The organism is Paenibacillus sp. 7523-1, assembly GCF_002276415.1.
GTDB lineage: Bacteria > Bacillota > Bacilli > Paenibacillales > Paenibacillaceae > Paenibacillus > Paenibacillus illinoisensis_A.
Genome location: NZ_NPBR01000030.1, coordinates 38031 through 63884, shown reverse-complemented (window position 1 = coordinate 63884; position 25854 = coordinate 38031). Strand labels below are relative to the sequence as shown.

The 25854-nt window shown below is 49.6% G+C and carries 25 protein-coding genes and 1 riboswitch; of the genes, 7 read left to right on the top strand and 18 right to left on the bottom strand.

Annotated features, from left to right (window positions below):
- Window positions 1–12: 12 nt before the first annotated feature.
- The 3 genes from CHH60_RS27650 to CHH60_RS27640 all read right to left on the bottom strand — a co-directional run bounded on the left by CHH60_RS27650 (window position 13) and on the right by CHH60_RS27640 (window position 2631).
- On the bottom strand, window positions 13–336 hold the full coding sequence (locus CHH60_RS27650; RefSeq protein WP_095362127.1) for a hypothetical protein: 324 nt from the start codon (window positions 334–336) through the stop codon (window positions 13–15).
- 63 nt (window positions 337–399) lie between these two features.
- Window positions 400–1500: a D-alanine--D-alanine ligase gene (locus tag CHH60_RS27645; protein WP_095362126.1), complete on the bottom strand. Its 1101-nt coding sequence runs from the start codon at window positions 1498–1500 to the stop codon at window positions 400–402.
- Between the two features lie 132 nt (window positions 1501–1632).
- Window positions 1633–2631 carry an amidase domain-containing protein gene (locus tag CHH60_RS27640; RefSeq protein WP_095362125.1) on the bottom strand — a complete coding sequence of 333 codons (999 nt, stop codon included), beginning with the start codon at window positions 2629–2631 and terminating at the stop codon, window positions 1633–1635.
- 383 nt (window positions 2632–3014) lie between these two features.
- Between CHH60_RS27640 and acnA the strand changes: the two genes are divergently transcribed.
- Window positions 3015–5729, top strand: coding sequence for an aconitate hydratase AcnA (acnA, locus tag CHH60_RS27635; RefSeq protein WP_095362124.1), 2715 nt, complete (start codon window positions 3015–3017; stop codon window positions 5727–5729).
- Between the two features lie 102 nt (window positions 5730–5831).
- On the opposite strand, the gene CHH60_RS27630 is transcribed toward acnA, so the two are convergent.
- The 7 genes from CHH60_RS27630 to CHH60_RS27600 all read right to left on the bottom strand — a co-directional run bounded on the left by CHH60_RS27630 (window position 5832) and on the right by CHH60_RS27600 (window position 10328).
- Window positions 5832–6146, bottom strand: a complete 315-nt coding sequence (locus CHH60_RS27630) for a hypothetical protein (RefSeq protein ID WP_095362123.1) — start codon at window positions 6144–6146, stop codon at window positions 5832–5834.
- Between the two features lie 25 nt (window positions 6147–6171).
- Window positions 6172–6525, bottom strand: a complete 354-nt coding sequence (locus CHH60_RS27625) for a hypothetical protein (protein ID WP_176476235.1) — start codon at window positions 6523–6525, stop codon at window positions 6172–6174.
- A 262-nt stretch (window positions 6526–6787) separates the two neighbouring features.
- Window positions 6788–6997, bottom strand: a complete 210-nt coding sequence (locus CHH60_RS27620; protein ID WP_110755419.1) for a hypothetical protein — start codon at window positions 6995–6997, stop codon at window positions 6788–6790.
- 11 nt (window positions 6998–7008) lie between these two features.
- A complete protein-coding gene (locus CHH60_RS27615) occupies window positions 7009–7560 on the bottom strand; it encodes a VanZ family protein (protein ID WP_095362120.1) in 552 nt (183 codons plus the stop codon).
- Between the two features lie 28 nt (window positions 7561–7588).
- The gene (locus CHH60_RS27610) at window positions 7589–8452 is read right to left on the bottom strand and encodes a M15 family metallopeptidase (RefSeq protein ID WP_095362119.1); all 864 of its coding nucleotides are present in this window, start codon (window positions 8450–8452) and stop codon (window positions 7589–7591) included.
- Window positions 8453–8551: 99 nt separating this feature from the next.
- Complete coding sequence (locus CHH60_RS27605; protein ID WP_095362118.1) at window positions 8552–9640, bottom strand: HAMP domain-containing sensor histidine kinase; 1089 nt, start codon at window positions 9638–9640, stop codon at window positions 8552–8554.
- A complete protein-coding gene (locus CHH60_RS27600; protein ID WP_095362117.1) occupies window positions 9633–10328 on the bottom strand; it encodes a response regulator transcription factor in 696 nt (231 codons plus the stop codon). Before CHH60_RS27600 ends, CHH60_RS27605 begins: the two co-directional genes overlap by 8 nt.
- Before the next feature lie 84 nt (window positions 10329–10412).
- Here CHH60_RS27600 and CHH60_RS27595 point away from each other — a divergent pair, with 84 nt between their 5' ends.
- The 4 genes from CHH60_RS27595 (at window position 10413) to CHH60_RS27585 (ending at window position 13959) form a co-directional block, all read left to right on the top strand.
- Window positions 10413–11363, top strand: coding sequence for a helix-turn-helix transcriptional regulator (locus CHH60_RS27595; protein WP_095362116.1), 951 nt, complete (start codon window positions 10413–10415; stop codon window positions 11361–11363).
- Between the two features lie 73 nt (window positions 11364–11436).
- Window positions 11437–12270, top strand: a complete 834-nt coding sequence (locus CHH60_RS27590; RefSeq protein ID WP_095362115.1) for a zinc ribbon domain-containing protein — start codon at window positions 11437–11439, stop codon at window positions 12268–12270.
- A 650-nt stretch (window positions 12271–12920) separates the two neighbouring features.
- Window positions 12921–13088, top strand: coding sequence for a hypothetical protein (locus tag CHH60_RS30015; RefSeq protein WP_176476234.1), 168 nt, complete (start codon window positions 12921–12923; stop codon window positions 13086–13088).
- Window positions 13089–13269: 181 nt separating this feature from the next.
- Window positions 13270–13959: a hypothetical protein gene (locus tag CHH60_RS27585; protein ID WP_095362114.1), complete on the top strand. Its 690-nt coding sequence runs from the start codon at window positions 13270–13272 to the stop codon at window positions 13957–13959.
- A gap of 265 nt (window positions 13960–14224) precedes the next feature.
- On the opposite strand, the gene thiC is transcribed toward CHH60_RS27585, so the two are convergent.
- Entirely contained in the window at window positions 14225–16030 is a 1806-nt protein-coding gene (gene thiC / locus CHH60_RS27580; protein WP_255248105.1) for a phosphomethylpyrimidine synthase ThiC, read from the bottom strand.
- Window positions 16031–16383: 353 nt separating this feature from the next.
- Window positions 16384–16497, bottom strand: a riboswitch (TPP riboswitch).
- A gap of 122 nt (window positions 16498–16619) precedes the next feature.
- Window positions 16620–17363, bottom strand: coding sequence for an IclR family transcriptional regulator (locus CHH60_RS27575; protein ID WP_095293204.1), 744 nt, complete (start codon window positions 17361–17363; stop codon window positions 16620–16622).
- A gap of 361 nt (window positions 17364–17724) precedes the next feature.
- On the opposite strand from CHH60_RS27575, the gene CHH60_RS27570 reads away from it, so the two are divergent.
- On the top strand, window positions 17725–18750 hold the full coding sequence (locus CHH60_RS27570) for an alpha/beta hydrolase (RefSeq protein ID WP_095362113.1): 1026 nt from the start codon (window positions 17725–17727) through the stop codon (window positions 18748–18750).
- 160 nt (window positions 18751–18910) lie between these two features.
- Window positions 18911–20218: a Fe-Mn family superoxide dismutase gene (locus tag CHH60_RS27565; protein WP_095362112.1), complete on the top strand. Its 1308-nt coding sequence runs from the start codon at window positions 18911–18913 to the stop codon at window positions 20216–20218.
- A gap of 145 nt (window positions 20219–20363) precedes the next feature.
- Here CHH60_RS27565 and CHH60_RS27560 read toward each other — a convergent pair whose 3' ends face one another.
- From CHH60_RS27560 to queG, 6 genes are all read right to left on the bottom strand, one after another.
- Entirely contained in the window at window positions 20364–20588 is a 225-nt protein-coding gene (locus CHH60_RS27560; protein WP_095293207.1) for a hypothetical protein, read from the bottom strand.
- Window positions 20589–20658: 70 nt separating this feature from the next.
- Window positions 20659–21522, bottom strand: a complete 864-nt coding sequence (locus tag CHH60_RS27555) for a lipoate--protein ligase family protein (protein WP_095362111.1) — start codon at window positions 21520–21522, stop codon at window positions 20659–20661.
- Window positions 21523–21701: 179 nt separating this feature from the next.
- A complete protein-coding gene (gene folE / locus CHH60_RS27550; RefSeq protein ID WP_095293209.1) occupies window positions 21702–22295 on the bottom strand; it encodes a GTP cyclohydrolase I FolE in 594 nt (197 codons plus the stop codon).
- A 93-nt stretch (window positions 22296–22388) separates the two neighbouring features.
- Complete coding sequence (locus tag CHH60_RS27545) at window positions 22389–22652, bottom strand: YneF family protein (protein ID WP_095362110.1); 264 nt, start codon at window positions 22650–22652, stop codon at window positions 22389–22391.
- A 225-nt stretch (window positions 22653–22877) separates the two neighbouring features.
- Window positions 22878–23909, bottom strand: coding sequence for an HD-GYP domain-containing protein (locus CHH60_RS27540; protein WP_095362109.1), 1032 nt, complete (start codon window positions 23907–23909; stop codon window positions 22878–22880).
- 15 nt (window positions 23910–23924) lie between these two features.
- The gene (gene queG / locus CHH60_RS27535; RefSeq protein ID WP_095362108.1) at window positions 23925–25760 is read right to left on the bottom strand and encodes a tRNA epoxyqueuosine(34) reductase QueG; all 1836 of its coding nucleotides are present in this window, start codon (window positions 25758–25760) and stop codon (window positions 23925–23927) included.
- Window positions 25761–25854 lie beyond the last annotated feature (94 nt).

The window sequence follows — 25854 nt, the reverse complement described above, 5'->3', positions numbered from 1 at the left end:
ATGGAGTAAGGTTTATCCCTGTGCCTGCTCCCCAAAGAACATTTCGTCCGCAAGTGCAGTCTGAACACGGGATTCTTCCTCGTTCAACTTGCGAATAAGCTGCATCTCCACTTCCGTTACTTCCTGTCCTTGGAAGTTGATCTCCGCAATGGAAGCAACGATCTTGACGATGGCTACCGCCACGTTATCAGGCGTATAGGCAATAACCTTCTGTCCGGTCGGAAAGACCCGGAAGCCCTGTTTCACCATTTTGCCGCGGCCGTATTCCAGCAGTTCGAACAGCTCCTGCTCGCTCTTGAATTTGCATACGGAATTGAATTCAGTCTGAAATCCCATCCATACCCCTCCTTGTGTAGTCTGCTACGGTAAAGTGTAACTAAAAATTCGAACACTAGTAATTTAAGCCTGCACGCCGTTTTCATAATTAAGTGCCTGCTTGCGGTTGTAACGCTCCAATGCCAGCTCAATCATACGATCCAGCAGTTCCGCATACGATACACCCGTCTCACGCCACAGCAACGGATACATGCTGTACGGAGTAAAGCCAGGCATTGTGTTTACTTCATTAATAAGCAATGCACCATCCGATTTACGAATAAAGAAATCTGCCCGGGAAATACCATTGCCTTCAATCGCACGGAATGCCTGCAAGGCTGCCTCACGGATACGATCAGCGGCTTCGGAATCCAGCGGAGCGGGAATCAGCATCTGTGATTGGCCATCAATATACTTGGCTGCATAGTCATAATATTCACCAGAGGATACGATTTCTCCTGGCACCGAGGCCATCGGCTCATCATTGCCAAGTACACTCACTTCCACTTCGCGTGCCTCAACAAACTCCTCAATAACAACCTTTGTATCGTATCGCAGTGCAAATTCGACGGCTGTCTTCAGTTCATCCCGGTTGCGTGCTTTGGAGATCCCTACGCTGGAGCCGAGGTTCGCCGGTTTGATGAAGCACGGGTAACCCAGCTGTTCCTCCACTTGCAGGATCATGTCATACTCGGTCTGCTTCCACTGGGTCGCATTAAAATAAGTAAAGGCACACTGGTCGATTCCAGCCTGCGCAAACAGCTTTTTCATGACCACTTTGTCCATACCGCCTGCTGAAGCCAGTACACCTGCACCCACATAAGGCATATCCGCCATCTCGAACATCCCCTGAATCGTACCATCCTCACCAAACGTGCCGTGCAGCAGCGGGAACATAACGTCCAGTGCATCTTCTCCGCCATACAGACGTGCAAACAACGCGTTCAGCGCTTCCTGGGTTCCACCTGCTGCATGCTCCAGCTTCAGATCCTCAATCTGCGCGAATGGCGCGTGCATCACAGCTCCCTTTTTCCATGTCCCCTGCTTGGAGATATAGAAAGGAACCAATTCATATTTTTCATAATCAAAAGCGTTCGTTACAGCAAACGCCGTTTGCAGCGATACTTCGTGTTCCCCTGATTTTCCGCCGTAAACGACGCCAACTGTTAATTTATCCATGCTCATGCGTAACCTCCGATTATCTGTGCATGATGCCGTCATACCTGTATAATCAGCATCAATTTTATTCTAGTCCTAGGGCTTATTTTACATGGAACTGAATGTCCACGTCACCAAATCCCTGTACATCTTGCTTCATTAGAACTCATCAGCAATATGAAAAAGCCGGTACACCGTCCGCTCCGTCCAAGCGTAAGAATCCCGGTAATCCCAATAGCGGTGGCGACTGCTGACCGTATGTGCATTGACAAGCGGCATGCCCCCCGCATCGAAGGCAGTCACAACAGTACTATGCTGAAACCTGCCGTCTCCGTCCCAATCGTAGAGAATGACATCTCCGAGCATGAGCTGCTCCGGACGATCAACTTCGGTTGCTGTCAGCCCCCAGCTGCTGCTTCCCAGATAACGCTCCAGACTGTTGGATACGGCCCAGCTGTAGCTCCACATTTCAGTGCTGTTCACATAACCTTTGTACCACCAGCCCGCTTCTCTTCTACCAGTATAGTGGATGGGTGCTCCCCCTGCAAAGAGACATTGGGAGACGTAATTGGTGCAGTCTACCTCGAATTCCTCAAATGCGGGGTTTCCCGCATTCCACCACCGATCTGCATAAGCAACAGCCAGGTCCCGCCGGTATAATTGCTGCCTTGAACTTCTTCCCTGGCCAAGCACTTCCCTGTTCAGCAGTGGCCGATTAATCGCCTGTACAAAATCCGCTTGCTGAAAGGGTCTCCCTTCCCCTGCCGGACGCCGCTCCGGAACTTCTCTTTCAACCCGTCCAATCATCCAGGTTCCACCCTGCCTAATAAAGGTCAACCGTTCCCTCTCAATCCGATCCTCCCGGTGGGTGATTCCACTTTTCTCGTAGAAAAGCCTGCTGTAAAGTTGAATATCCACCACCGATTCTTCCGGACCTTCCGTAACCGTTCGCACAAGCTTGGCACTGGTCTCGCTGCGAAGAGGCACTGCACGCCGTTTACGATACCAATCGTCCAGTCTGGCCATACGCTCTCCCCGCTCCAGCACAAATGCCGAATCCGTGACAATCCGCTCGCTCGTCTGTGGACGATAGTCGATTTCGCATCGGTTGTACTGGTTCACATAGGTGTATAAGGCACTCTTCCATTCCCTTTCCAAGCCTGTGTCCCCCTTTGGCACTTGAAGTTCTCTCTGGAAAATTCAGCTGTGTAAACTACTTCTATTCATATGAGACGTATACCGGTTGTATGTGTTCCGCTCAAGGCTCGAGTGCCGAAAATTGGAGACTTGGACAGCAGGAAGTATCGTAACAAGGCAATATTCACGAAAACGCCTTCATTGTTCGTAAAGCTTGTTTGGACAGGCAAAAAGCCCTTTACGTACGGAGGTGAAAACGGTATACTTAATACTAAAGTTGCAATTATGAAATTACGTTTCATCTGATGAAACTACGAACAAGGACACGGAACGATGAAGGCCTGTTCTTCCACTTAAATGAACTTTATCTTCATCTCACCGACACATTTTAAGGAGGTACATGTATGTCAGCCAAGAACCATTTCTCCGCAGCCCGCAGTCTTGAGGTCGGAGGCAAGTCTTACCGCTACTACAGTCTCGATGCTCTTCAGGAAGGCGGCTACGGCGACCTTTCCAAGCTTCCCTTCTCCATTAAAGTGCTGCTCGAAGCAGCAGTTCGTCAGTTCGACGGACGTGCAATTACTGAAGAACATGTGAAACAACTTACCGGCTGGGCAGAAGGCCGTGACAATAACAAGGAAATTCCATTTATCCCTGCACGTATCGTCCTGCAGGACTTCACTGGCGTACCGGTTGTCGTGGATCTTGCTGCGATGCGCGATACGGTGAAAAAGGCTGGCGGCGATCCAAAACAGATCAACCCGCTCGTGCCGGTTGACCTCGTTATCGACCACTCCGTGATGGTTGACGCATTCGGAACCAACGACGCTCTCGACTACAACATCAAGGTTGAATTCGAGCGTAACGAAGAGCGTTACCGCTTCCTGCGCTGGGCACAAACGGCATTCAACAACTTCCGTGCTGTACCACCATCCACAGGGATCGTTCACCAAGTTAACCTGGAGTACCTGGCTTCCGTCGCTGCAACCAAAACGGTTGACGGCGAAACCGTCGTGTTCCCGGATTCCCTCGTAGGTACGGACTCCCACACCACCATGATCAACGGACTCGGCGTTGTTGGTTGGGGTGTTGGTGGAATTGAGGCCGAAGCAGGAATGCTTGGTCAACCACTGTATTTTGTAACACCTGACGTTATCGGTTTCAAATTGACAGGCAGCCTGAGCGAAGGCGCAACAGCTACGGATCTGGCACTCACTGTCACTCAAATGCTTCGTAAAAAAGGCGTAGTCGGCAAATTTGTCGAGTTCTACGGTCCAGGCCTTGCCAACATCAGCCTCGCTGACCGTGCGACTGTTGCCAACATGGCACCGGAATACGGCGCTACGATTGGTTTCTTCCCTGTCGATAGCGAGACATTGAACTACATGCGCAGTACAGGACGTTCCGACGAGCAAGTGGATCTGGTTGAAGCTTATTACAAAGCACAAGGCATGTTCCGGACTTCCAGCACGGTTGATCCAGAATTCACCGACGTGATTGAGCTGGATCTCGCTTCCGTGGTACCGAGTCTTGCAGGTCCTAAGCGTCCACAGGACCGCATCGAACTGACGCAAATGAAAGAAAGCTTCAACAGCATCATTCGTACTCCGGTCGATAAAGGCGGATACGGACTGAGCGATGAGAAGATTGAAGAAACAGTGCCTGTGAAGCACCCTGACGGTTCCACTAGTGAACTGAAAGCAGGCGCGGTTGTGATTGCAGCCATCACAAGCTGCACCAACACATCCAACCCAAGCGTTATGCTCGGAGCGGGTCTACTTGCGAAAAAAGCAGTTGAGCGCGGTCTGACCAAACCAGGCTACGTAAAAAGCAGCTTGACTCCAGGTTCCCTCGTTGTTACCGAGTATCTCGAAAAATCAGGCCTGAACGTTTACCTCGACCAGCTCGGATTTAACGTTGCCGGTTACGGCTGTGCAACTTGTATCGGTAACTCCGGTCCACTGCCAGACGAAGTAAGCGAAGCGATTGCCGAAAACGATATGACTGTAGCGGCTGTATTGTCCGGTAACCGTAACTTCGAAGGCCGTGTACATGCTCAGGTAAAAGCCAACTATCTGGCTTCTCCTCCACTCGTGGTAGCTTACGCTCTCGCGGGAACGGTCAATATTGATTTTGCTACCGATCCAATCGGTTATGATACGAATAACGAGCCTGTCTTCCTGAAAGACCTCTGGCCTAGCTCCGAGGAAATCAAGGATGCCATTGCAAGCTCACTGAATGCTCAGATGTTCCGCAACAAATACGAGAATGTATTTACAGCCAATGAGCGCTGGAATAACATTCCTGTACCGGAAGGCGAACTGTATGAGTGGGATCCAAACTCCACGTACATTCAGAACCCGCCGTTCTTCCAAAACCTTGGCGATAAGCTGACTGATATTGCAGACATCCGCTCTGCACGTGTTATGGCCTTGCTTGGTGACTCCGTAACAACGGACCACATCTCTCCAGCGGGTAACATTGCTACAACCAGTCCAGCCGGATTGTACCTGAAAGAGCATGGCGTTGAGCGCAAAGACTTCAACTCCTACGGCTCACGCCGTGGTAACCATGAGGTCATGATGCGCGGTACGTTTGCCAACATTCGTATTCGTAACCAGGTGGCTCCGGGTACGGAAGGTGGTATTACGAAGTACCTGCCAACAGATGAAGAGATGTCCATCTACGATGCTTCCATGAAGTATCAAGACGAAGGTCAGAACCTGATCGTTATTGCAGGTAAAGAGTATGGTACAGGCAGCTCCCGTGACTGGGCGGCTAAAGGTACATTCCTGCTCGGCGTTAAAGCCGTTATCGCAGAAAGCTTCGAGCGTATCCACCGCAGTAACCTGGTGGGCATGGGCGTAATGCCACTGCAATTCCAGGAAGGCCACGGCTGGTCCAGCCTGGGTCTGAACGGACGTGAAACGTATGACATTACAGGCCTCAGCAATGATGTGAAGCCTGGACAAGAGTTGACCGTTACGGTAACCCGCGAAGACGGAACCAAGTTCGACTTCCCTGTTATCGCTCGTCTGGACAGCATGGTTGACGTAGACTACTACCACAACGGTGGTATCCTGCAAACTGTATTGCGTCAAATGATGAAAAAAGCTTAATTGCATTGATCTTTAATGTAGTAAATTAAAATGAAAGCTCCCCATTACATGCCTTTCGGCACGATATGGGGAGCTTTTTTTTGTATTCTTATTAAACGGCTTCTAAAAATCTATTCTTATTTCAACTTCCGAATCATCAGGCGGCGAAGGGATGCGATATATCCCCCTGCAGTTTAATTTCTCCACGTTGATCCAGTCCATGAAGTCATCCCCTCCATAACTACGGCCAAAAACGGCGTATTCCAACTTGCCCTCGTAATCAATGGACTCTATGTATTGAGTGAACGGATGCTTCCCCTCTATACTCTGCAAAAAATCGGAAAATTCACTTCTCCACTCTTCCATCTGCTCTGCATATTGATCGGGAACATAATAATAGAAACCATCTGGCGTATAGTACGAAATTTTCATTATCATTCTTATATCCTCCTACAGTTACAGATTAAAGTCTCAAGATCTCCATACCTTCTTTCAGTTGTTCTGACACAGCAGTGTAATATTCAATGCCACCTGCTAATTCCTGTTTGGTTTTATGTACGAGATAATAGGAATATTTCTGCATTAGTTCAGATCCGGTTAACTCAATGGGCAAATGAATGATCTCAACGTCATCTTTGTCGAAATAGTAACGATACCCTCTCTCTGACCGCCCAACGTTCATTACTGTCTGGATAACTAACAACTCATCACGAGTACAGCTGTTAATCAGATCTGATCTTTTCTGTTCTAAAGCACGCACTACTTCTTCGCCAAGGTGACGCAGCTTAGCTTCAGCCATTTCACTTTCGATTTCCATGATTGCTCTCATTCTACCTGTCAAGCTTATAGCTAATGAATATAACAATAAATATCCTCCTTTGTTAATATGTAGTTTGGTAATCTTTGGTCCTACTCTACCGCAATAGGAAGCCCATCCGCAAACCCCTCTCAAGACTTGTGTTATCAAATCCTGATACAATGACATACAAAAAAAGCTTCCCACCACCGTAGTAGTACGTGATGCGAAGCTTAATATGATGCATGCAAGATTGCTCTGTTTACTTAAGCTCAGTATCTTCCTAGTGTCCGATATGATGTGACGCCTCATCCAACAGCTGGATTGTACCCATGATCAGGAACAGACATGACATAACGATCAGTGAGCCTCCGACCCATCTCGACATGATCACTCGTTCCGCGATCTGCCGGCTCGAGCCATCTGTTACACTTCGTGGGTACACAAGAAACATCAAACCTGTGCTCATCAATAGTAAAGTGACTAGGATCATAATCTCCCTCCTTACACAGGACTCTCTTTAGGATTATACTCCTTCTTCACCGTTCGGGATTCTCCTCCAATCAACAACCGTTTCATGCCGAGAGCCATGGTAAACAGAATATATCCAATCACCCCGCCTAATGTATTCAACATCAGATCGTCCACATCGAATATGCCCATGCCAGTGAGCAGCTGTGTTACTTCATAGCCTAAACTTAGAAGTAGAGATGACAGAAATACGTTCGCTCCTGACAGCAGCTTGTTGCCCATCAGCATCGGAATGAACATCCCCAGTGGAATGAAAGCCATCACATTGCCCACCAGATGGATTGCAGTGCCTGGACGATGCAGTGACAGGCTGTTCCAGTCTCTTGAGATCTCCTGAAATGGCGTCAGATTGACGGTTCGTGTATGAATCAAATCCGGTTGATGAAGAAAAGCCATAAGCTGGACCCGGACAACTTCAAAGTCGACCGGCCCCCCTTTAAAGAGAATGAGCTTGGTTAGCAGATACAAATAGATGATTAACGCGGCAATCCAAAGGATTTTATGTTTGATTTTTCTCTGTCTCATGTTGAAGAACCTCCTTTGTGCAGCCTTGTTACTCCTTTACTGTGACAATGACTCCATCCCTGTTATCTCCCGATATGTCATATTGGCCATGCTCAGGTATGTATACGGTCGTATCCCCGGCTGCCCGGTAATAGCGGATATGATACTTCTCACCCTCCACTTCAACCATAATGTTATCTTTCTCTTTTAGCAAATCCAGATACTCTTCCAGCACCAGGTTATTCTTATACATGACAGCACTATGCGGAAGTCCCACATATCGAAAGTGCCAGGGTTCATATTGAATGCCCGTGAGACTCACCTTGTCCTTCGGATAACGGAGGATAAATCCATATTTCCAGGCATTTTTCTCGAGCCAGGCACCCTCTGGCGCTTCATCCATGGTGGTCAGCGTGGAGCCGATATCCATGGATAATCCGAGATTATGCTCACTGTGTCCTGCCGGAAGGGCGTAGTCTGATCCCTTTTCCTGATAAAGTTCATCCTGCTTGGCGAAGTCCCGATATCCGCTGCTGATGAGAAAATAACGTACTCCCTCTTCACCGGCCGCTTCAATCATCTTCTGAAAGGCTTGGGCCACCTCTCTCGAGAGCAATATGTTTTGATCCAACAATCCGTATCCACGGACCAGATCGTCCTGCTGCGCCACATTTATAATATCGGTTCTTATGCCTTCCGGATGAACCGGATAGGTTGTATTAACAAGCAGCAAGTTGCCCTTATGTACTTGATCCTGAATATTACCGGTGATGGATACTGTATACCCCGTATGGTTTTCATGCTTATCCTGAATTTCAATGATCATCTCATCCTTCTGCTGAAAAGATGCCGGCGATCTTGTCATCACGTATCCGATCAAAATGATGCATAGCAAAAAGCCCCACTTCTTCATCCTTGCTCCTCCTTTGCCTCGTACAATCAAGGATAGAGAAAACTAGTTAAAGAAAAAGCAGGGCATTTTTAAAGTTTTTCTTAAATTTGACGGCAAACCTCATTCCATTGCTGGAAGGCGCACCTCAAATAAGGTCCGTACCACATCACTCTGAGCCGAAATGGTCCCGTCATGCTGTTCCACAATATTTCGGGCAATAAACAGGCCGAGGCCTGTCCCACCCTCCTGAGGGGTCCGTGCACGATCTCCGGTGTAATACATATCGAAAATATGCGGCAAATCCTCCGGGTGAATATGCCCTCCATAGTTGATAACCTGGATGACGACCTGATCTGCTTCCCGGTATCCTTTCAGGTCCACATAGATGCCATCCTTGCCATGGCGTGCAGCATTAATCAGCAGGTTCTCAAACACCCTGGCGAGCAATTCTCCGTCTCCGGAGATGGTCAAATCCGACTCGATGGTTAATCGGGTGAGCAGACGATTCTTCTCAAATACAGGATATAATTCTTCATTCATCTGTTTCAGCAGTTCGCTAAGATCCAGCCGCATTTTCTGTATAGGCAGCATGCCATAATTCATCCGGGTAATTTCAAACAAACTATCAATCAGCTTCTCCAGCCGCTGGGATTTGGTAAAGGCAATCGATGTAAAGTGTCTGACCTGTTCCTCTGTCAGCTGATCATCCTTCATGAGCAGATCCAAATACCCAAGCACAGAAGTCAGCGGTGTTCGCAAATCGTGTGCCAGATTAACGACGAGCTGGTCCTTGCTGTTTTCGGCAAAATCTCCCCGTTCTACCGCCTCCCTAAGCTTCTCACTCGCCAAATTCACATCCTCCGCGATTGTACCCAATTCATCCTTCGAAGAGATCTGGACTCGATGCTGGAAGTCTCCATTTGCCAAATGCCTGATGCCTGTGGAAATATCCTTGAAATAGGTCACGTAGGGCTTGGTAAACCAGAAGAAAAACAGAATGGCGAGCGGGATGAATAAAATGAGGAAGAAATAGATATCTCCAATGCTTTTCATAAAATGGCGATATTCGGCAAGCTGATCTTCTGCTCTCACACCTGAATAATAAGCCTGCAAAAGCTTGTAAATCCCATAGGTGATCGCGCCAGAAGCCAGCATGCTCAGACCCAGCAGCATAATCATGGTTGTCCGAAAACTTCTTTGTTTAGTCATTAAATGTATACCCCACGCCCCAGATCGTTTTGATAAACTTGTTCTTGTCCAGATCTTCTCCGAGCTTTTTGCGCAGGGTTCGAATATGGACCATTACAGTATTGCCGCTCTCGTAATAGGCCTCTCCCCATACCTGTTCAAAAATGCTTTCCGCGCTGAACACCTGCTTGGGGTGACTTGCAAGCAGATACAGAATGTCGAACTCCTTCGGTGTTAGTTCCACCGGTTTGCCGTAGAGTGTTACGCTATGCTGATCCGGCGCGATGACGAGTCCGCCCTTCTCCAGAATGGAACGCTGGACGGGTAAAGACTGGCTGAATTGCAAGGAACGACGAAGCTGGGAGTTCACCCGGGCTACGAGCTCCATCGGATTGAACGGCTTGGTCATATAATCATCAGCGCCCATCACGAGACCCGTAATTTTGTCCATATCCGACGTTTTGGCACTCAGGAAAATGATCGGCATGTGGTGCTGTTCCCGGATTTTGCGGGTGACCTCATAGCCGTCCATGCCTGGCATCATAATGTCCAGGACTGCCAAATCGATCGCTTGCGTCTGAATGGCGTGCAGGGCCGACTTGCCATCGTATGCCGTGACGATGTGGTATCCTTCTTTTTGCAAATGCAAAGCAACCAGATCAGCGATCTCAACTTCATCGTCCGCAATCAGAATCGTAATTCGCTTCATTGCTTATCCCACTCCTATATGTGATGCTCAACAATATAACATATCTGAATCCAACATATAAATCATTGAGAGGAAACCTTTTTTATGAAATTGGACCGTTTATTAGCCATCGTTGTACTACTAATCAATCGTGGCCGTGTACAGGCCAAGGATCTGGCAGACACGTTTGAAGTTTCTATCCGCACCATTTATCGTGACATTGATACCCTGGGCCAGGCAGGCATTCCTGTCGTGACATATCAGGGCATGAGCGGTGGCATCGGCCTTGCGGAAGGTTATCGTCTGGATCGAAACGTATTGACTGACCGGGATCTGGCATCTATTGTTACCGCACTGCGCAGCGTCTCCACATCGCATACCAATGTAGCACGGGAGTTGTTGATGGAGAAACTAAGCAGCATTGTGCCGGAATCCAAAAATGATGACTTTCAGGCCGAAACCAATCGTTTCATTGTGGATTATTCGATGTGGACCCACCCGGAAGCGCTGCAAGACAAACTGCAAATCATTGAACAGGGACTGGATCAGATGCGTTCAATCACCTTTACCTATTGCAGCGCCGAAGGAGCCAACACTCACAGAACCGTCGATCCTCATACCCTTGTTCTTAAAAAGCACTCCTGGTACCTCTATGCGTTCTGTCATGAGCGTAATGAGTTTCGCATGTTCAAACTGGTCCGTATGCAGGACGTGACACTTGCTCATGAAAGCTTTGAACGCAAACCCATCAACCTGCAGGACAGGCCCTGGCAGCAGGAATGGGCGACTCCAGGGAACACGGTTGCCATGACGATGAGATTCCACGCCCGTGTCCGTCATATCGCCGAAGAGTGGTTTGGCATAGAGAACGTGATCCCAGACGGCCAGGGATATTATATAAGTCAGGTGGCTTTTCCGGAAGATAACTGGCTGTACGGGTTCATTCTTGGCTTTGGCGCGGATGCCGAGGTATTGGAGCCTCTTCATATACGTGACGAAATTCGCCGGATTGCAGAACAAATCGTGCAAAATTATGCTGCCCCTCCGCAAACCTGACAGACTGATGTCCAGTTCCTCTCGTTATACTTCATCTATATTCAAGCTGTACATAACGAGGAGGAATTGATGAATGAACGTCACTATATGCCAGAGCTGCGGAATGCCGCTGACCACCCCTACCCAATTCGGAACGGAAGCAGATGGAAGTGCAACCCGTGATTACTGCATCTATTGCTACAAAGAAGGCATGTTCCAACAGCCCAACATTACAATGGAAGGCATGATTGAGATGTGCACCGCGATCCTCATGGAAGAAGGTATGGATCAGGAATCCGCGCGGGCAATGCTGCGCAATCAGCTTCCCTTTTTGAAACGATGGAGCCCCTCCAATCCAGAAGGAAAAACAATATCGGCAGTAAGGAATTCCGCAGATAGCACCGAACTTCATTTTACCGATAAAGACCAGTCCATCTTAACTCAACCTGTTCGATATGTTACACTTCCTGGCAAACGCCTGGCTGGCATATCAGCCAGAACGACCAACGCGATCGAGATGAGCGGCCAAGGCTGCATTCAGGATCTGTGGAGCCGCTACTTCTCATCAGGGCACATCCCTGCACCGGAAGCACCCCGATATGGATGCTATACAGATTATACCAATGGTATACACGGGGAATACACCATCCTCGTAGGCCACGAGGTAGCTGCAGATGAAACGTTACCAGCTGGCATGAACTCCGTCGAGTTGCCACCAGCAACATACGCCGTATTCACCTCCCGCAAGGGTCCAATGGCAGAAGTTGTAGGTGAAGCATGGGGAGCCGTTTGGGGCTGGAGCAATCAGAACGAGCGAACGTTTACCGGTGATTTCGAGTTATATGATGAACGGAGTATGGATCCTGCCCATGTTCAGGTCGATATCTATATTGCGGTAAACCAAGCTAGGGCAACTACGGAAAATTGACATTTTTCATTTACATTTCCAGATTAACGTTACACAAGCCATCCAGCTCGCTGGATGGCTTTTTTGGTGCTGTTCCACTGTCTCACCTCCAAAACACGTATAAACTACCCCCATCCCGCTCACAACAACCGACTATGGTACCAAGTTAGTTAGCTGCAATGATACCTACTCTCCCAGACAATTTGTCTTATTTTCGTCACAATTGACATTCCTGAAACTGGGACTATTCACTTAACACCCGATTCGTTCCTCCCATACCAAACCCTGTATTTCAGGTCCTTTATTCCTGAATTTCCCTCAAACCGTTTACATCTCCTGAATACGGGGTAAAATCACTACAATCCAATTGGAATTACGTCATAACTTCCCGATTTCGTCTAACAAGTCACATGTACCTATATGCGCACTTGGAACGACTACCAATCAAAATACATAGTCCATATAAGATGAATTTAATGTTTACACCCCAACGGAGAGGGCAGGACTCACTGAAGAAGCGAAGCGCTCGCCTTTATCACCGGATTTTCCCCTTAAAGAGGGAATTCAAAAAATCTGGGGATAACAGCGATCGGAAGAGGGTACTGCAATCGCAGTGTTAAGTGTAACGTTTATAGGCTCAACTTATTTATCTACCAAAAGGAGGAACCAAGATGATCCGCATGCCTATTCAGCAAATGATCCCGTACCACCACCAATATCCGCGCAACACGGCGACCACTGCTCCCAAAAAGGAGAATGAGAACACTCAAGGTCTATCCTTTCACGAGATTCTGCAGCAAAAAATGGCTCAAAAGAACGTATCTCCTTCCATGCGATAAAATGAAACCTGACTGTATTGGAGTCTGACTATAGAACCGTCCTTCTGCCATTTGGCGGAGGGACGGTTGTTGGCATTGGTTTAAACGCTGTACAATTCCCGGCCCGTGTTTCTATAATGGATTAAATATCTGCAGCACTCACGACTCACAAAAAAGAAGCATTGGCAAAGGGGATGTCATTATGATCACGATCGGCTGTTATCACGCTCACTACTCCAACATCGCACTCATTGAAGAGGCGCTCGTCCCCTATGAAGTGGAACTTGTGCATTATGTCGATCCCGGTCTGGATCGCCTTAAGCAGGATACGGACTTCTCAGAGGCTGTCATTCGAGAAAAGGTATCCCGGACATTAAAGTGGATTGCCCAGTGTCATGCAGATGCGATTCTAGTCACCTGTACCCTGTTTGCTGCAGTACTGGCGCACGAAGCCCATCATGTCTCCATCCCCGTTATCGGTATTGATGATCCATTATTGCAGAAGCTGCAGCAGGATTCGCAGGAATACATTCTTGCTTTTACCAATCCAGCAACGGTTGAAGGAACGATGGCACGGGTGAATGAAGCACTACAGCAAGGTGAAACTAACGGGCAGGCAAACGTTGCGGCTCCTTCGAGAACAAAGGCCGCACTAATTCCTGGTACATTTGAATTGATCATGCGCGGCGATAAGGAAGGATATATGGAGGCGGTGACAACGGGCCTTCAGCAACTCGCTGCACAGTCACCAGAGAAAACAATTGTAGCTGCTCAGCTATCCATGGCTCCCGCGGCTGCCCTTGCTTCAGCAAATACGGGTAGTGAGATTTACAGCCCGCTCGCATCGCTGGCATCTTATTTGGAGCAGCAATTAAAAATTGGTAGACGTTAGTTAGGGTTATTCATTGCGTGAATGAAAGCTACCTCTGCCTTTCACGCATTAAAAAGGCTCTCGAAGGAGGGCCTGACTCAGAGGAATACCTGACGTCAACGCTGTGCTTAAGTAGCCGTTAGCCGGCTCCAACATAGAAATATCCGGAAGTTTACTTTTCTTATCAACGAAGCTAAAGGATTACAACTAAAAGCCGTTCTTCTCCCAGTAGTGGAGAGAACGGCTTTTATATATCTTAGGCTGCTTAAATTGCGCTGTAACGAGCTTAGGTTCGGGTTCGGTATTCCTCAGCCTTCTCCTGCATTCCGGCCGCTACAGCCTCATTCTCGGACAAGCCTTTGTCTGCGGCAAATGCACGAATATCCTGCGTAATGCGCATGCTGCAAAATTTAGGTCCGCACATGGAGCAGAAATGGGCCTCCTTGGCCCCTTCAGCCGGGAGTGTCTCATCGTGATAGGACAGCGCACGTTCCGGATCCAGTGACAGGTTGAACTGGTCCCGCCAGCGGAATTCGAAACGGGCCTTCGACAACGCGTCATCCCGGCGCTGTGCACGCGGATGGCCTTTGGCCAGATCAGCGGCATGTGCCGCAATCTTGTAGGCAATAACGCCCTCCCGGACATCATCCTTGTTTGGCAGGCCCAGATGCTCCTTTGGTGTCACATAACAGAGCATCGACGTTCCGAACCAGCCGATCATCGCCGCTCCAATGGCTGAGGTAATATGGTCATAGCCTGGTGCTATATCGGTTGTCAGCGGACCGAGTGTATAGAATGGTGCCTCCTTGCAGATCTCCATCTGAAGGTCGACATTCTCCTTAATCTTGTGCATCGGCACATGTCCTGGCCCCTCAATCATCACCTGCACATCGTGCTTCCACGCAATCTGTGTCAGTTCACCAAGCGTAGCAAGTTCAGCCATCTGGGCTTCATCATTGGCATCATAGATGCTGCCCGGGCGGAGTCCATCTCCGAGAGAGAAGGCTACATCATACCTTTTCATGATTTCACAGATTTCCTCAAAATGCGTATATAAAAAATTCTCCTGATGGTGTGCAAGGCACCATGCCGCCATAATGGAACCACCCCTTGAAACAATGCCAGTCATCCGTTTGGCCGTCATCGGTATGTAACGCAGCAGTACGCCTACATGGATTGTAAAGTAATCCACACCCTGCTCAGCCTGCTCAATGAGCGTATCCCGGTACAACTCCCAGGTGAGTGCCTCAGCTTCGCCATTCACCTTCTCCAGCGCCTGATATAGCGGCACCGTCCCGATCGGTACCGGGGAATTGCGGATAATCCATTCCCGAGTGGTATGGATATCCTTGCCCGTGGAAAGATCCATTACCGTATCGGACCCCCAGCGTACCGCCCAAGTCATTTTCTCCACTTCTTCTTCAATCGAAGAGGATACGGCAGAGTTGCCAATATTCGCGTTGATCTTCACGTGGAAATGACGTCCGATCAGCATCGGTTCGCTCTCTGGATGATTGATATTCGATGGCAGAATGGCCCTTCCGCTCGCCAGCTCCTGCCGGACGAATTCCGGCTCCACGCCCTCACGGATAGCAGCAAACTCCATCTCAGGCGTAATGATGCCCTGCCTCGCATAGTGCATTTGGGTGACACAGCGTCCGGATTGTGCACGCAGCGGTTTGCCGCGGAGGCCTGGATATTCTTCAGCTCCGGTTCTCTTGCCTCCAGGCTTCAGCCCGTTATCCTCCGGTTTGACGGTGCGTCCCTGGTACGCTTCTACATCGTTTCGTTCCGTGATCCATTGTGCACGCAAAGCTGGCAGGCCTGCCCGGATATCGGCGTGAAATCCGGGATCCGTCATAGGGCCGCTCGTATCGTACACGCGCAGCGGCTCGTTATGCTCCACCCCTTGGGGTGTATTCGTGTCATGAAGGGCAATTTCACGCTCGGGTACGGCAATGTCCGGACGCGAGCCCTGAATGTAAACTTTGCGGCTGCCGGGAAACGGTTGGACCCGTTCAGCAGCCACTGTTCCCTTTTCCAACCCCTGCCCTACATGTTCCTGTGCTGTTGTTCTGTTGTTTGTGCTCATCGCTACCTCTGCCTCCTCGTTGATTGTCCCATGGATGGGCCAGTTTGATTGCTCATGCACCCGTTCCATATCATCCACGCATAGGCAAGAAAAGAGCGGCCAACTTCCGAAGAAAGAACATTACAGCGGCATAGCACAGACAGAATCTGGCACAGGCATAAGTGGGTTACACCCAACTCAGCTCCCCCGCAAAAGAAGATAATCCCCTCTGCTGCGAATGATCGCTTGACGCTGTAAATAAAAAAAGCCGGTTCCCGAGGGAACCGGCTTATGTCCATCACCCATAACAAGCCTGATGCCAAGCTCCCACAAGTGGAGACATGCCAAAGGCTGGATTATGCAGGTGTTCGTGGTTATATCGCCGATTACTTCCCTACGCTGGTATGATCCAGATCAGGTGCAAAGGGTCCGGAATCTCATGCGATCCCGTCTCAGTCCGGACAATTCGGACTCCCCCAGTAACGTTAACAGTTGCGGTATGTGTACCGCAGTTTCATATTCAATTCATTCCAGCCCCGCTGGGCTGTCCATTACAGACTAGCGCAAGCTCATCAGAAAAACAACCCTTTATCTTCCATTGCATGCCGGATCAGGACAACATGAGGCCCATCTGCGCGGCTGCTTCCTTCAGTACAGGTGCATATTCGTGCAAAGTTTCCTGGGACAGGCGGCTAACGGGACCCGATACGGATAGCGCAGCAGCAATATTCCCCTTTCGATCCATAATGGGAACCGATACTGCAGCCGCTCCAGGCTCACGTTCTTCGTAGCTGGTCGCATACCCATTCTCCCGGATATCGCCCATCTGGGCCAGATAAACTTCGGGATCGATAAATACGGGCCATTCGGGGCCATTCATCAGCTCCTCCCGGTCTTCTTCCGTCGCAAATGCCATGAGTACCTTGCTGGAAGCCCCTACGGATAGAGGAAGACGTACACCAACCGGAGCCACCCGCCGGATGGCCTGATCACTCTGAACAGCCTGAATACGGATACGCTCACTGCCATCCCGCAGGTACAGACTGACCGTCTCACCCAAACGATCTCTGAGCCGCTCCATCGCTGGAAGCAGCAAAATAGCAGGGTCATCACTACGGGACATATGAGCAGACAGCTCCCAGATTCGAATGCCGAGCCTGTATTTCTCAGTGGCCGCATCGCGAATGACGAATCCCTTCTCCTCCAGCGTCGCCATCAGACGATGAACCGTACTTTTGTGCAAACCAATCTGGCTCGCAATTTCCGTGAGTCCAAGATCGCTCCGTGTGGTAAAACATAATAATATATCCAGCGCCCGTTCTACAGCCCGGACGGTTAATTTGCGGTCTTCCATGGCATAAAGCCCTCCTCATGTTTCATCACATGAAACTTGGTTACATAAATTATATGAGAAACGATCTCATCTGTAAACTAAAATGAGCCAAATCATGACGATAAGAAGTGTAAATATTTTCTTTTTATAAGACTAAACCCCCTGCAATTTGCACCATCAGGAAATGTTACCCATATATCTTTTGGACTATATAACAATTGCGTAACAAATGCCTCCAATCAATTGACTTTGACTATATGGAAACATACGATAAAGATATAAAAGCAAGACTTTGCTGCACATGCCAGCAAGGACTCCACGACATACTATCTGATCTGAACTCGTTGTTATCTTCAATTGATCTTAATAAGGAGGGGCAATCATGTTTCCGACATCCCAGAGCGAAGCCCCGCTGCAAACGAAAGTGTCCGATCTGCCTTCTTCGTTATCACCGAGGCTGATCCGGTTCAAACATATTATCGTAGCGTTGCTGCTCTCCGTTGTATTTTTTCTGCTCTTTTGTTTCATCGCCTTACACGGCTATATTGCCTGGGTATTATCCAACCCGACCGTAGCTCCCGTGTTCTCCAATCCCATGCAGGCCAAGAACATGAAATACGAGGACATCACGTTCCCGGCAGCAGATGGCAGCCGTACGATGCAGGGCTGGTATATCCCCGCAGACACAGATGTCAACAAAACCATTATCTTCAGTCATGGATATGGGGCCAATCGGGAGGAAACCTGGGTTCCCATGTATGACCTCGCTCACTATGCCCACCAGCTCGGGTTCAATGTCGTGATGTTCGACTATGGTTTCGCCTCACAGGTGAACAAGGCAGTCGCTACAGGAGGCAAAGCCGAGTCCCAGCAATTGCTTGGTGCCATTCAGTTCGCCAAGCAGCGCGGTGCTCAGGAGCTTGTCGTCTGGGGATTCTCAATGGGCGCAGGCACAGCATTACAGACTGGGCTGCTAACCGAGAACGTGGATGCCATGATTCTCGACAGCACCTTCCTGCTGGAGCCGGATACACTGTATCACAACATTCATAACCAGATTGATCTGCCGCGACAACCTACTTTGCAGATCATGAATCTGTTATTCCCGGTTCTGAATGGCACCGGATTACAGCAGATTCCGTATCAGGAAGTCAAAAAGAAAGACTATCCGTTCCCGATCTTCTTCATTCACGGGACGGAGGATGAGAAGGCTCCATATCCAATTGCCGAGCTTCTCGCCGCCAACCAGACGAACACCTACTCAGAGGAATGGATCGTTCAGGACGCGCATCATGAGCTGATCTTCCGGGAACATCCGAAGGAGTATCTCCGCCGTGTCTCTACGTTCCTGAGTCATGTGACGAAGACAAGCAGCGATGATGTGGAAAATACCAATACCGGAGAATAGAATCTTCCGGTGATCAGAGCCCCTATGGGGCTCTTTTTTTATGCACACATAGGACAACATGGCAGGAGAATATACTTTTGGGACGATTATAAATGGTTAATCACACCGTATCCCTTGAAGGGCTGATTTTACAATTTAATTGAATGGAGGTTTGCCGCATATGAATTGGTCTGGCTATGGACCCTTGCTGCCTCTGCGCATCCTAGAGGAGATAAGGTTCTGGAAGGAGCAGGAGAAAGAGCATACGCTTGTTATCCGGGCACTGGTTCCCGATCTGGAGCCCACTTACGTGAAGCTGCTTGAAGAATGGGCAGTGACGTTTGAAAATACCGAGAAGGTAGCCAACCAGCTGCTGAAACAGCTGTTACCCGGAACCCATCCGCCTGCCCCTTACATCATCGGATGTGTGGAACAGCTTGTCGCCTCTGCACGTTCACAATCGCGGGAGTTCATCAGGCAGCTGTACGTCCTGCTTGAGCAAAGTGCCGCTGTGCAAGCTGTCCCGCTCGCTAAGGCAGTCATTCTGCACTTTATCCGCGAATCGGAGTATTTCCTCGGCGTACTCGATACCTTGATTCAGCCTGGAATCATGCGGGATTCGGCAAGTGATGCACCCTTTTCTTTGGAGAAGTATGTTCAATTGTCAGGACGCACCGAGCGTGAAGCAGCGGAGGAGCCGTCTTCCGTTGCTGGAAAAGCTAACGCTCCGTCAGCTCCATCAGCTCCGGCACCTTCATCATCTTCTTCACAGGTGCAGTATTCAGAGGTCTCCGGTCTATCACCTTCTTCCGGTACGACAGAGAGCATCACCTTACCTTCTACACCTCCAGTAAAGGAGAGACCTGTTCCGATTGGAGGACACACGCTGCCTCCTCTGCCGTATGCCTACAACGCACTCGAACCACATATTGACGAGATGACGATGCGCATTCATCACGATAAACACCATCAATCCTATGTGGATGGACTCAATACAGCCGAGAAGAAATTGGCAGAGTCGCGCAAAAAAAATAATTTCGAACTCGTCAAACATTGGGAACGAGAACTTGCCTTCAATGGTGCAGGCCATTACCTGCATACGATCTTCTGGACGATCATGAATCCCAAAGGCGGCGGCAAACCTTCCGGCTTGCTTGCTGAACAGATCAAACGAGATTTTGGCAGTTATGAGGCATTCAAAAATCAATTCACTGAAGCAGCCAACAAAGTGGAAGGCAGCGGTTGGGCTTTGCTCGTCTGGAGCCCGCGGGCGCACCGTTTGGAGATTTTACAGGCAGAAAAGCACCAGAACCTGTCCCAGTCCGACATCGTCCCCCTCCTGCCGCTGGATGTATGGGAGCATGCCTACTATCTGAAGCATCAGAATGAGCGCAAGAAATATATTGAGGACTGGTGGAATGTCGTCTATTGGCCTGCGGTGGCTGAACGTTACGAAACGGCACGGAAGCTGTTGTGGCCACCCTACTAGAACTGAAAAGGGAACAAGAAAAAGAGATATCTCCAGCCGATAGACTGCCAGATATCTCTTCTTCATTTGCAATAAAAAAAGCAAGCCCTCTTGATTCAAGAAGACTTGCTTGTATTTGGATAGGTCTCTGACGCGTCATGCTAGACTAGGAAGCACAGCCCTCGCACGCAACATAGTTGTCCCCAACCTGTTTGCTGATGGCAATCAGGTCACCCAGCTTGATATCTTCCTCACCTGTGAACTCCAGGTCGGCAATACGTGCAACGATCAAAGCCGCAGCTTCTTCCTTGCTTGTTGCCATTTGGCTGAACTCAGACTTCTCGCCTGAAGAAACAACCTCATATTCAAATGTATATCTCAAAGTTTCCATCTTGGCACTCTCCTTCCGAAATCACATCATATCATCTCTATTAACCAATTCCAAGTGTTCTCGAACGATACTAATCGTAGCGCAATTTCATCTGCTCTGCCGTCTGCCTGACTGCCTCTCGATCAACGGACAATACGCGGTCAGTCTCAGCCAAAGGGTATCGATTACGAAGCGTACGGACCAAGGAAGCAGTGTAAGCTGCTGCAGAAGGCACTCCTGCCAGCTCTTGAAGACTCGCCATTGTGCCGGGGCGAACATCGGGATACCCTTCCTGCAGGCCGTCTGCTGCATGCTCATAGAACCTGCGTACCTCTGCCGCCAGCTTGTCTCCATGCCCTTCGACGATAATAAAAGCCGTAATAATATAAGCCTTCGCCTGTCTTCGCTGGGCGATACCGCAAAATTTCAATCCGCCGACACTAACATCATAATCACCGGGGCAGAAGGCACCCTCGATCTCTCCGGTTTGCGCCTGATTCGACCATGGCGTTAACGACTCGGCAATTAAAGCAGCCATCTCGCGGAAGTCATCGTGAATATTAATAGCACGGGCCGGATTAGGCAAAATCAGTGAAATGTTAACCACGCCCGGATGAAGAGGCACAGCCGCACCTCCTGAGGGACGAACACAGACAGCGGTTCCCTGCGATGTTATGCCTTCCATTGCCTCTACAGCCTTGGGGAGGCGGCGGTCCCGCAGTCCTGCAACAAAAGCGTCAGGATGACGCCAAATATGGGCGACCGGCAGATGCCCTTCGCCTACACGGCGGCACATCACCTCTTCCCATGCAAATGCTTCAAGCACACTGCTTCCATACCGAAGCAATGGTGTTTCCCAGATCTGTATACGACGCAGCCTGGATGACGAGCTGGACAGAACCGGCTTCTCTGCCCCAGGCTGTCCGGTTGTGGCTGAATTCAAAGGTACACTCATATTTGCTAACCTCCGACTAAACGAATCTGAATCAGGATAGGACAAGAACAGGGCTTTAAACATGCTGGATGTATACAAATGCTCATATAAATAAATAAGCCGGTTCCCAGGGAACTCGGCTTATTAGATGAACCGTTTTAATGATTGGACAAGGCTTGAAAGCTTGTCCGGGTCAGGTCTTAGTCCTTAACCAAAGACAGAAACTCGGCACGCTGCGCCGTATTGTCCCGGAAGGAACCACGGACCGCGGATGTTACCGTCTTGCTGCCAGGCTTCTTCACGCCGCGGGAGCACATGCACAAGTGCTCACCTTCCACAACGACCATGACACCATGTGGTTCAACAGCCTCGTTCAGGATGTCGGCAATCTGTGAAGTGATACGTTCCTGAACCTGAAGACGACGGGTAACTGCCTCCACCAACCGGGCCATTTTGCTCAACCCGACAATTTTGCCGCTGGGTACATACCCAATATGCACTTTGCCGAAGAAGGGTGCCATATGATGTTCACACTGGCTGTAATAAACGATGTCCTTCACAATGACAAGCTCTTCATGATTCTCGTCAAACGTCACGCCGAGTACATCGCGCGGGTCCACTTCATACCCGCCAAAAATCTCTTCATACATCCGGGTTACGCGTGCAGGCGTCTCAAGCAGCCCTTCACGCGTACTATCTTCTCCGATCAGTTTGAGGATCTGTTCCACATGGTACTCGATCTTCTCCCGATTGTCGGATACTTTTGAATTCAAATAATCTTTCACGCCAGCCACTGCCGAACGCCTCCTTTCGAACCACTTGGTGTAAGCCTTCTTTCACTTCCGCATTATGCATAATCGATTATGCAATTTGCTTGCTTACAACTATTATTTTCGGCGGCCCGAGTTTTTACGCGCAGGATGCTGCCCCGGCTGAGGCATCTTCGTGCCAGGCTGCTGGTTCTTCATCATCTGCTGGGCGCGCTGCATTTGCTTGCCATTCAGGTTATAACCCATTTGCTTCGCCATTTTTTGAAGCATGTCGGGATCGCTTTGCATTTTCTCGAGTTGTTTACGCAAGTAGTACACCCCGATGAAAAATCCCCCGACCAGACCTACAATCAATGTGATAATCGGTATTACTATTTCCATCTCTTAGACACCTCTGTATGCAATCTAAAAAGCCTGATAATCCGTGTCAGCACCTGATGTCCACTTGCCTGCTTGTACACGTGTCACGGACCGGATTTCCTGAAAGTTATCATAGCATTTCCGCACGATTGGAGCAAACGGATTTTCCAGCTAATAGTTAAAAAACGGTGAACCCAAACTTCGCTTCAACCTGAGGGTTAACCTCTCATGAAGATCCATGTAAACCTAGGTCATAACCGTCTCAATGAAAACGGTCGTTTCCCTGGCCAGATCCACTTCGATCACATCCAGATCATAACGCGTGCTTCCGCGTGCAACCCGAATGACCGGTCTGCCTGGCAGCCCCCGATGCTGCCGGACAATGACTCCAGTTTCTCTGGTGGACAGCCTGACGGCTGTTCCATTCGGATATACGGATACGCTGCGGTTAAATTCAATCAAAATGTCCCGATCCAGTTTCGTACCCGACATGGCCATCATCTCTTCACAGGCTTCATGCGGCAGCAGGCTTTGACCAGACGAGCCGTTGATCAGATTATCATAGATATTGGCCGCAGCGACTATTTTGGCAAACAGATGAATATCCTTGCCCATAATGCCTCTCGGCAGCCCGGTACCATCCACATGCTCATGGTGCTGAAGGGCCGTATGGGCCACAAGCAGACTGAACTCCCGCTTGGACTTGATGACTTCAAATCCCCGCCAGGTATGGTGAAGGGAAGCATTTGCTGCAGAAGCGCTGCCGGGAGGCTCTCCAACTTTGCCGATATCGTGAAGCAGCGCACCCACCGCCAGATCCTTCAACTGATTGTAGTTCAAACCCAAATTGAGTCCCATTACAGATGAAAGCAAACATACATTCATGGCATGTACGTACTGGGCGTTGTCCTTGGTTCGGATATCCGTTAACTGGACAAGCAGTTCCCGCCCGTTTAATACGTCGTTCAGCAGCTTGTCTATGCTAAGGGCAACCTTTTTCGGGCTCCAGTCTTTCCCGGAGCGCACCGCCTCCAGCGTCACGCTCATTTCATTAATAATAGCCCGCTTCGTGGCTTCATCCAGAATGTCTTCTGTCTCCACATCTTTATACGCTTCATCCTGGATGTACAGCATGGTTACGCCAATACGCTTCAGCGTATTAATCATAAATACGGTGAGCTGGACTCCTGCAGACAACAGCACTGTTCCGTTGCCTGAATATACGGTTTTGCCCAGACACTCGCCCGCCTCCACACTTTCCACGTTTACATACTTCATGAACGTCCCCCGCTCTTACGATTGCTGCTCCAATGTGAGCAATTGCTCCTTGGTTTGCAGACCGCCTACATAACCTACCAGGGTTCCGTCTTTGCCGCTGATGCGGTGACAGGGAATAATGATCGGAATCGGATTTTTGCTAATGGCATCCAGAACTGCACGAACAGCTTTGGGTCTTCCGATCGTTTCTGCAACCTGCTGGTGTGTTGAGGCCTCTCCATAAGATATATCGGACAGGACTTGCCATACTTGAAGCTGGAACGGTGTTCCCAGCAGATCCATTTCCAATTCGAAGGATTTTCGCTCCCCGGCAAAGTACTGCTGCAGCTGCTTCGCAGCTTCACTCAGCTTGTCTTCGTTTTTCTCGTATCGGTACTCACCAATCCAGGTTCGGGCCCATTGCTGCAGGTGAGCCTCACGTACATGAAATGCTCCAAAATCAATGTGACAGAGTCCCTTTTCCGTAGCACACAGCGTAAGTGTACCAATAGGTGTCAGCACTTCATCATAAAATACCGGCGTACCATGAAGCCCTGTTACGGCCGAAGGTTTCCACGCAGCCGCTTCCTGTTTCACCGGTTGGCCGGATGTATTCGAATTTGTATCGGTTGATTCATTCTTCTGTTCTTCTTGCTGCTTGTCACTCATTAGCCCAACCTGCGGCTTCTCGGGTAAGGTCCCGGACGAACTGAGTCGCTCCTTGGCCTTCTGCAGCATGCTTAGCACGTTTCCATCTTGTTCGTTAGCGGCAGCTTCCCCAATTGCTCTCATTGCGTCTTCTCCTCCAATTCTGCTTAACGCCCAGGCTGCGGTTCCCCGCAGCTCCGGACGCGGATCACGCTTCAGTACCTCCGTCAGCTTCGGTACAGCGCTTTTGTCTTTGAAATTGCCGAGTGCTATGACTGCGTTGCGCTGAATCGGCTTCTTGCCCCGCCAGGCGGCAGAGCTCTGCCCGAAGCGTTCCTTGAACTCGCGGTTGCCGATATCCAGCAGCGGTAGCAGCAGCGGCTTCACAATCTCCGGATCGGGCTGCAGATCGGGATGGTGGTCCCAGTTTTTGCCCCGATTCTTCGGACAGACGATCTGACATGTATCACAACCGTACAGACGGTTGCCTATTTTCAACATGAATTCTTCGTCCACAAACCCTTTGGTCTGCGTTACAAAAGAAATACACCGCTGTGCATTCAATTGTCCCGGACCCACCAGTGCTCCTGTCGGACAGGCATCGATACATTTGGTACATTCCCCGCAATCTTCCGTTACCGGTGTATCCGGCTGGAAGGGAATGTTGGTCACCAGTTCACCAAGATAGATCCACGATCCAAACTTGGGTGAAATGATGGAACAGTTTTTGGCGCTGAAACCAATGCCCGCTCGCTGGGATACTGCCCGGTCAACAAGTGCCCCTGTGTCCACCATGCTCTCAATCATGGCCTCTGGCACCCGTTCCCGTATAAACTGAACCAGCTTGTCCATTGCTTCGCGCAGCACATGGTGATAATCCCTGCCCCAGGCCGAACGGGCCAAAATGCCGCGATATGCACCAGGTTCCGACTTAGGCGGATTAACCATCTTCGATGGATATGCCACAGCGATGGCAATAAGCGAAGCAGGCTCGCCCTCCTTCAAGGCAGGGCGCACCCTTTTCTCGATGTCCGGTTCTTCGAAACCGGATGCATAACCGTTGTCCCGGTGCTGCTCCAGCAGTGATTTTAACGAAACAAAGGGCTCTGCCGAAGCAAAACCGACATCATCAATGCCCAGCCCGGGGGCAGCTGCCTTGATCTCCTGTTTTAACTGTTCCCACACGGAACCAGCATGAGCCGCCCCGGTCTGTACGCTCGTCATGTTCTCTTCCCTCTCTTCTTCTCCACTCATATTCACTAAACAGTGAACGCCCGCCTCAGTTGGGAGGACAGGCGTCTATATCGATACACTTCCG

Excerpts from the sequence above, each read along its gene's own strand:
- CHH60_RS27650 (WP_095362127.1), bottom strand. The coding sequence starts at position 336 with ATGGGATTTCAGACTGAATTCAATTCCGTATGCAAATTCAAGAGCGAG.
- CHH60_RS27645 (WP_095362126.1), bottom strand. The coding sequence starts at position 1,500 with ATGAGCATGGATAAATTAACAGTTGGCGTCGTTTACGGCGGAAAATCA.
- acnA (WP_095362124.1), top strand. The coding sequence starts at position 3,015 with ATGTCAGCCAAGAACCATTTCTCCGCAGCCCGCAGTCTTGAGGTCGGA.
- CHH60_RS27630 (WP_095362123.1), bottom strand. The coding sequence starts at position 6,146 with ATGATAATGAAAATTTCGTACTATACGCCAGATGGTTTCTATTATTAT.
- CHH60_RS27625 (WP_176476235.1), bottom strand. The coding sequence starts at position 6,525 with ATGGAAATCGAAAGTGAAATGGCTGAAGCTAAGCTGCGTCACCTTGGC.
- CHH60_RS27620 (WP_110755419.1), bottom strand. The coding sequence starts at position 6,997 with ATGATCCTAGTCACTTTACTATTGATGAGCACAGGTTTGATGTTTCTT.
- CHH60_RS27615 (WP_095362120.1), bottom strand. The coding sequence starts at position 7,560 with ATGAGACAGAGAAAAATCAAACATAAAATCCTTTGGATTGCCGCGTTA.
- CHH60_RS27610 (WP_095362119.1), bottom strand. The coding sequence starts at position 8,452 with ATGAAGAAGTGGGGCTTTTTGCTATGCATCATTTTGATCGGATACGTG.
- CHH60_RS27605 (WP_095362118.1), bottom strand. The coding sequence starts at position 9,640 with ATGACTAAACAAAGAAGTTTTCGGACAACCATGATTATGCTGCTGGGT.
- CHH60_RS27600 (WP_095362117.1), bottom strand. The coding sequence starts at position 10,328 with ATGAAGCGAATTACGATTCTGATTGCGGACGATGAAGTTGAGATCGCT.
- CHH60_RS27595 (WP_095362116.1), top strand. The coding sequence starts at position 10,413 with ATGAAATTGGACCGTTTATTAGCCATCGTTGTACTACTAATCAATCGT.
- CHH60_RS27590 (WP_095362115.1), top strand. The coding sequence starts at position 11,437 with ATGAACGTCACTATATGCCAGAGCTGCGGAATGCCGCTGACCACCCCT.
- CHH60_RS30015 (WP_176476234.1), top strand. The coding sequence starts at position 12,921 with ATGATCCGCATGCCTATTCAGCAAATGATCCCGTACCACCACCAATAT.
- CHH60_RS27585 (WP_095362114.1), top strand. The coding sequence starts at position 13,270 with ATGATCACGATCGGCTGTTATCACGCTCACTACTCCAACATCGCACTC.
- thiC (WP_255248105.1), bottom strand. The coding sequence starts at position 16,030 with ATGAGCACAAACAACAGAACAACAGCACAGGAACATGTAGGGCAGGGG.
- CHH60_RS27575 (WP_095293204.1), bottom strand. The coding sequence starts at position 17,363 with ATGGAAGACCGCAAATTAACCGTCCGGGCTGTAGAACGGGCGCTGGAT.
- CHH60_RS27570 (WP_095362113.1), top strand. The coding sequence starts at position 17,725 with ATGTTTCCGACATCCCAGAGCGAAGCCCCGCTGCAAACGAAAGTGTCC.
- CHH60_RS27565 (WP_095362112.1), top strand. The coding sequence starts at position 18,911 with ATGAATTGGTCTGGCTATGGACCCTTGCTGCCTCTGCGCATCCTAGAG.
- CHH60_RS27560 (WP_095293207.1), bottom strand. The coding sequence starts at position 20,588 with ATGGAAACTTTGAGATATACATTTGAATATGAGGTTGTTTCTTCAGGC.
- CHH60_RS27555 (WP_095362111.1), bottom strand. The coding sequence starts at position 21,522 with ATGAGTGTACCTTTGAATTCAGCCACAACCGGACAGCCTGGGGCAGAG.
- CHH60_RS27545 (WP_095362110.1), bottom strand. The coding sequence starts at position 22,652 with ATGGAAATAGTAATACCGATTATCACATTGATTGTAGGTCTGGTCGGG.
- CHH60_RS27540 (WP_095362109.1), bottom strand. The coding sequence starts at position 23,909 with ATGAAGTATGTAAACGTGGAAAGTGTGGAGGCGGGCGAGTGTCTGGGC.
- queG (WP_095362108.1), bottom strand. The coding sequence starts at position 25,760 with ATGACGAGCGTACAGACCGGGGCGGCTCATGCTGGTTCCGTGTGGGAA.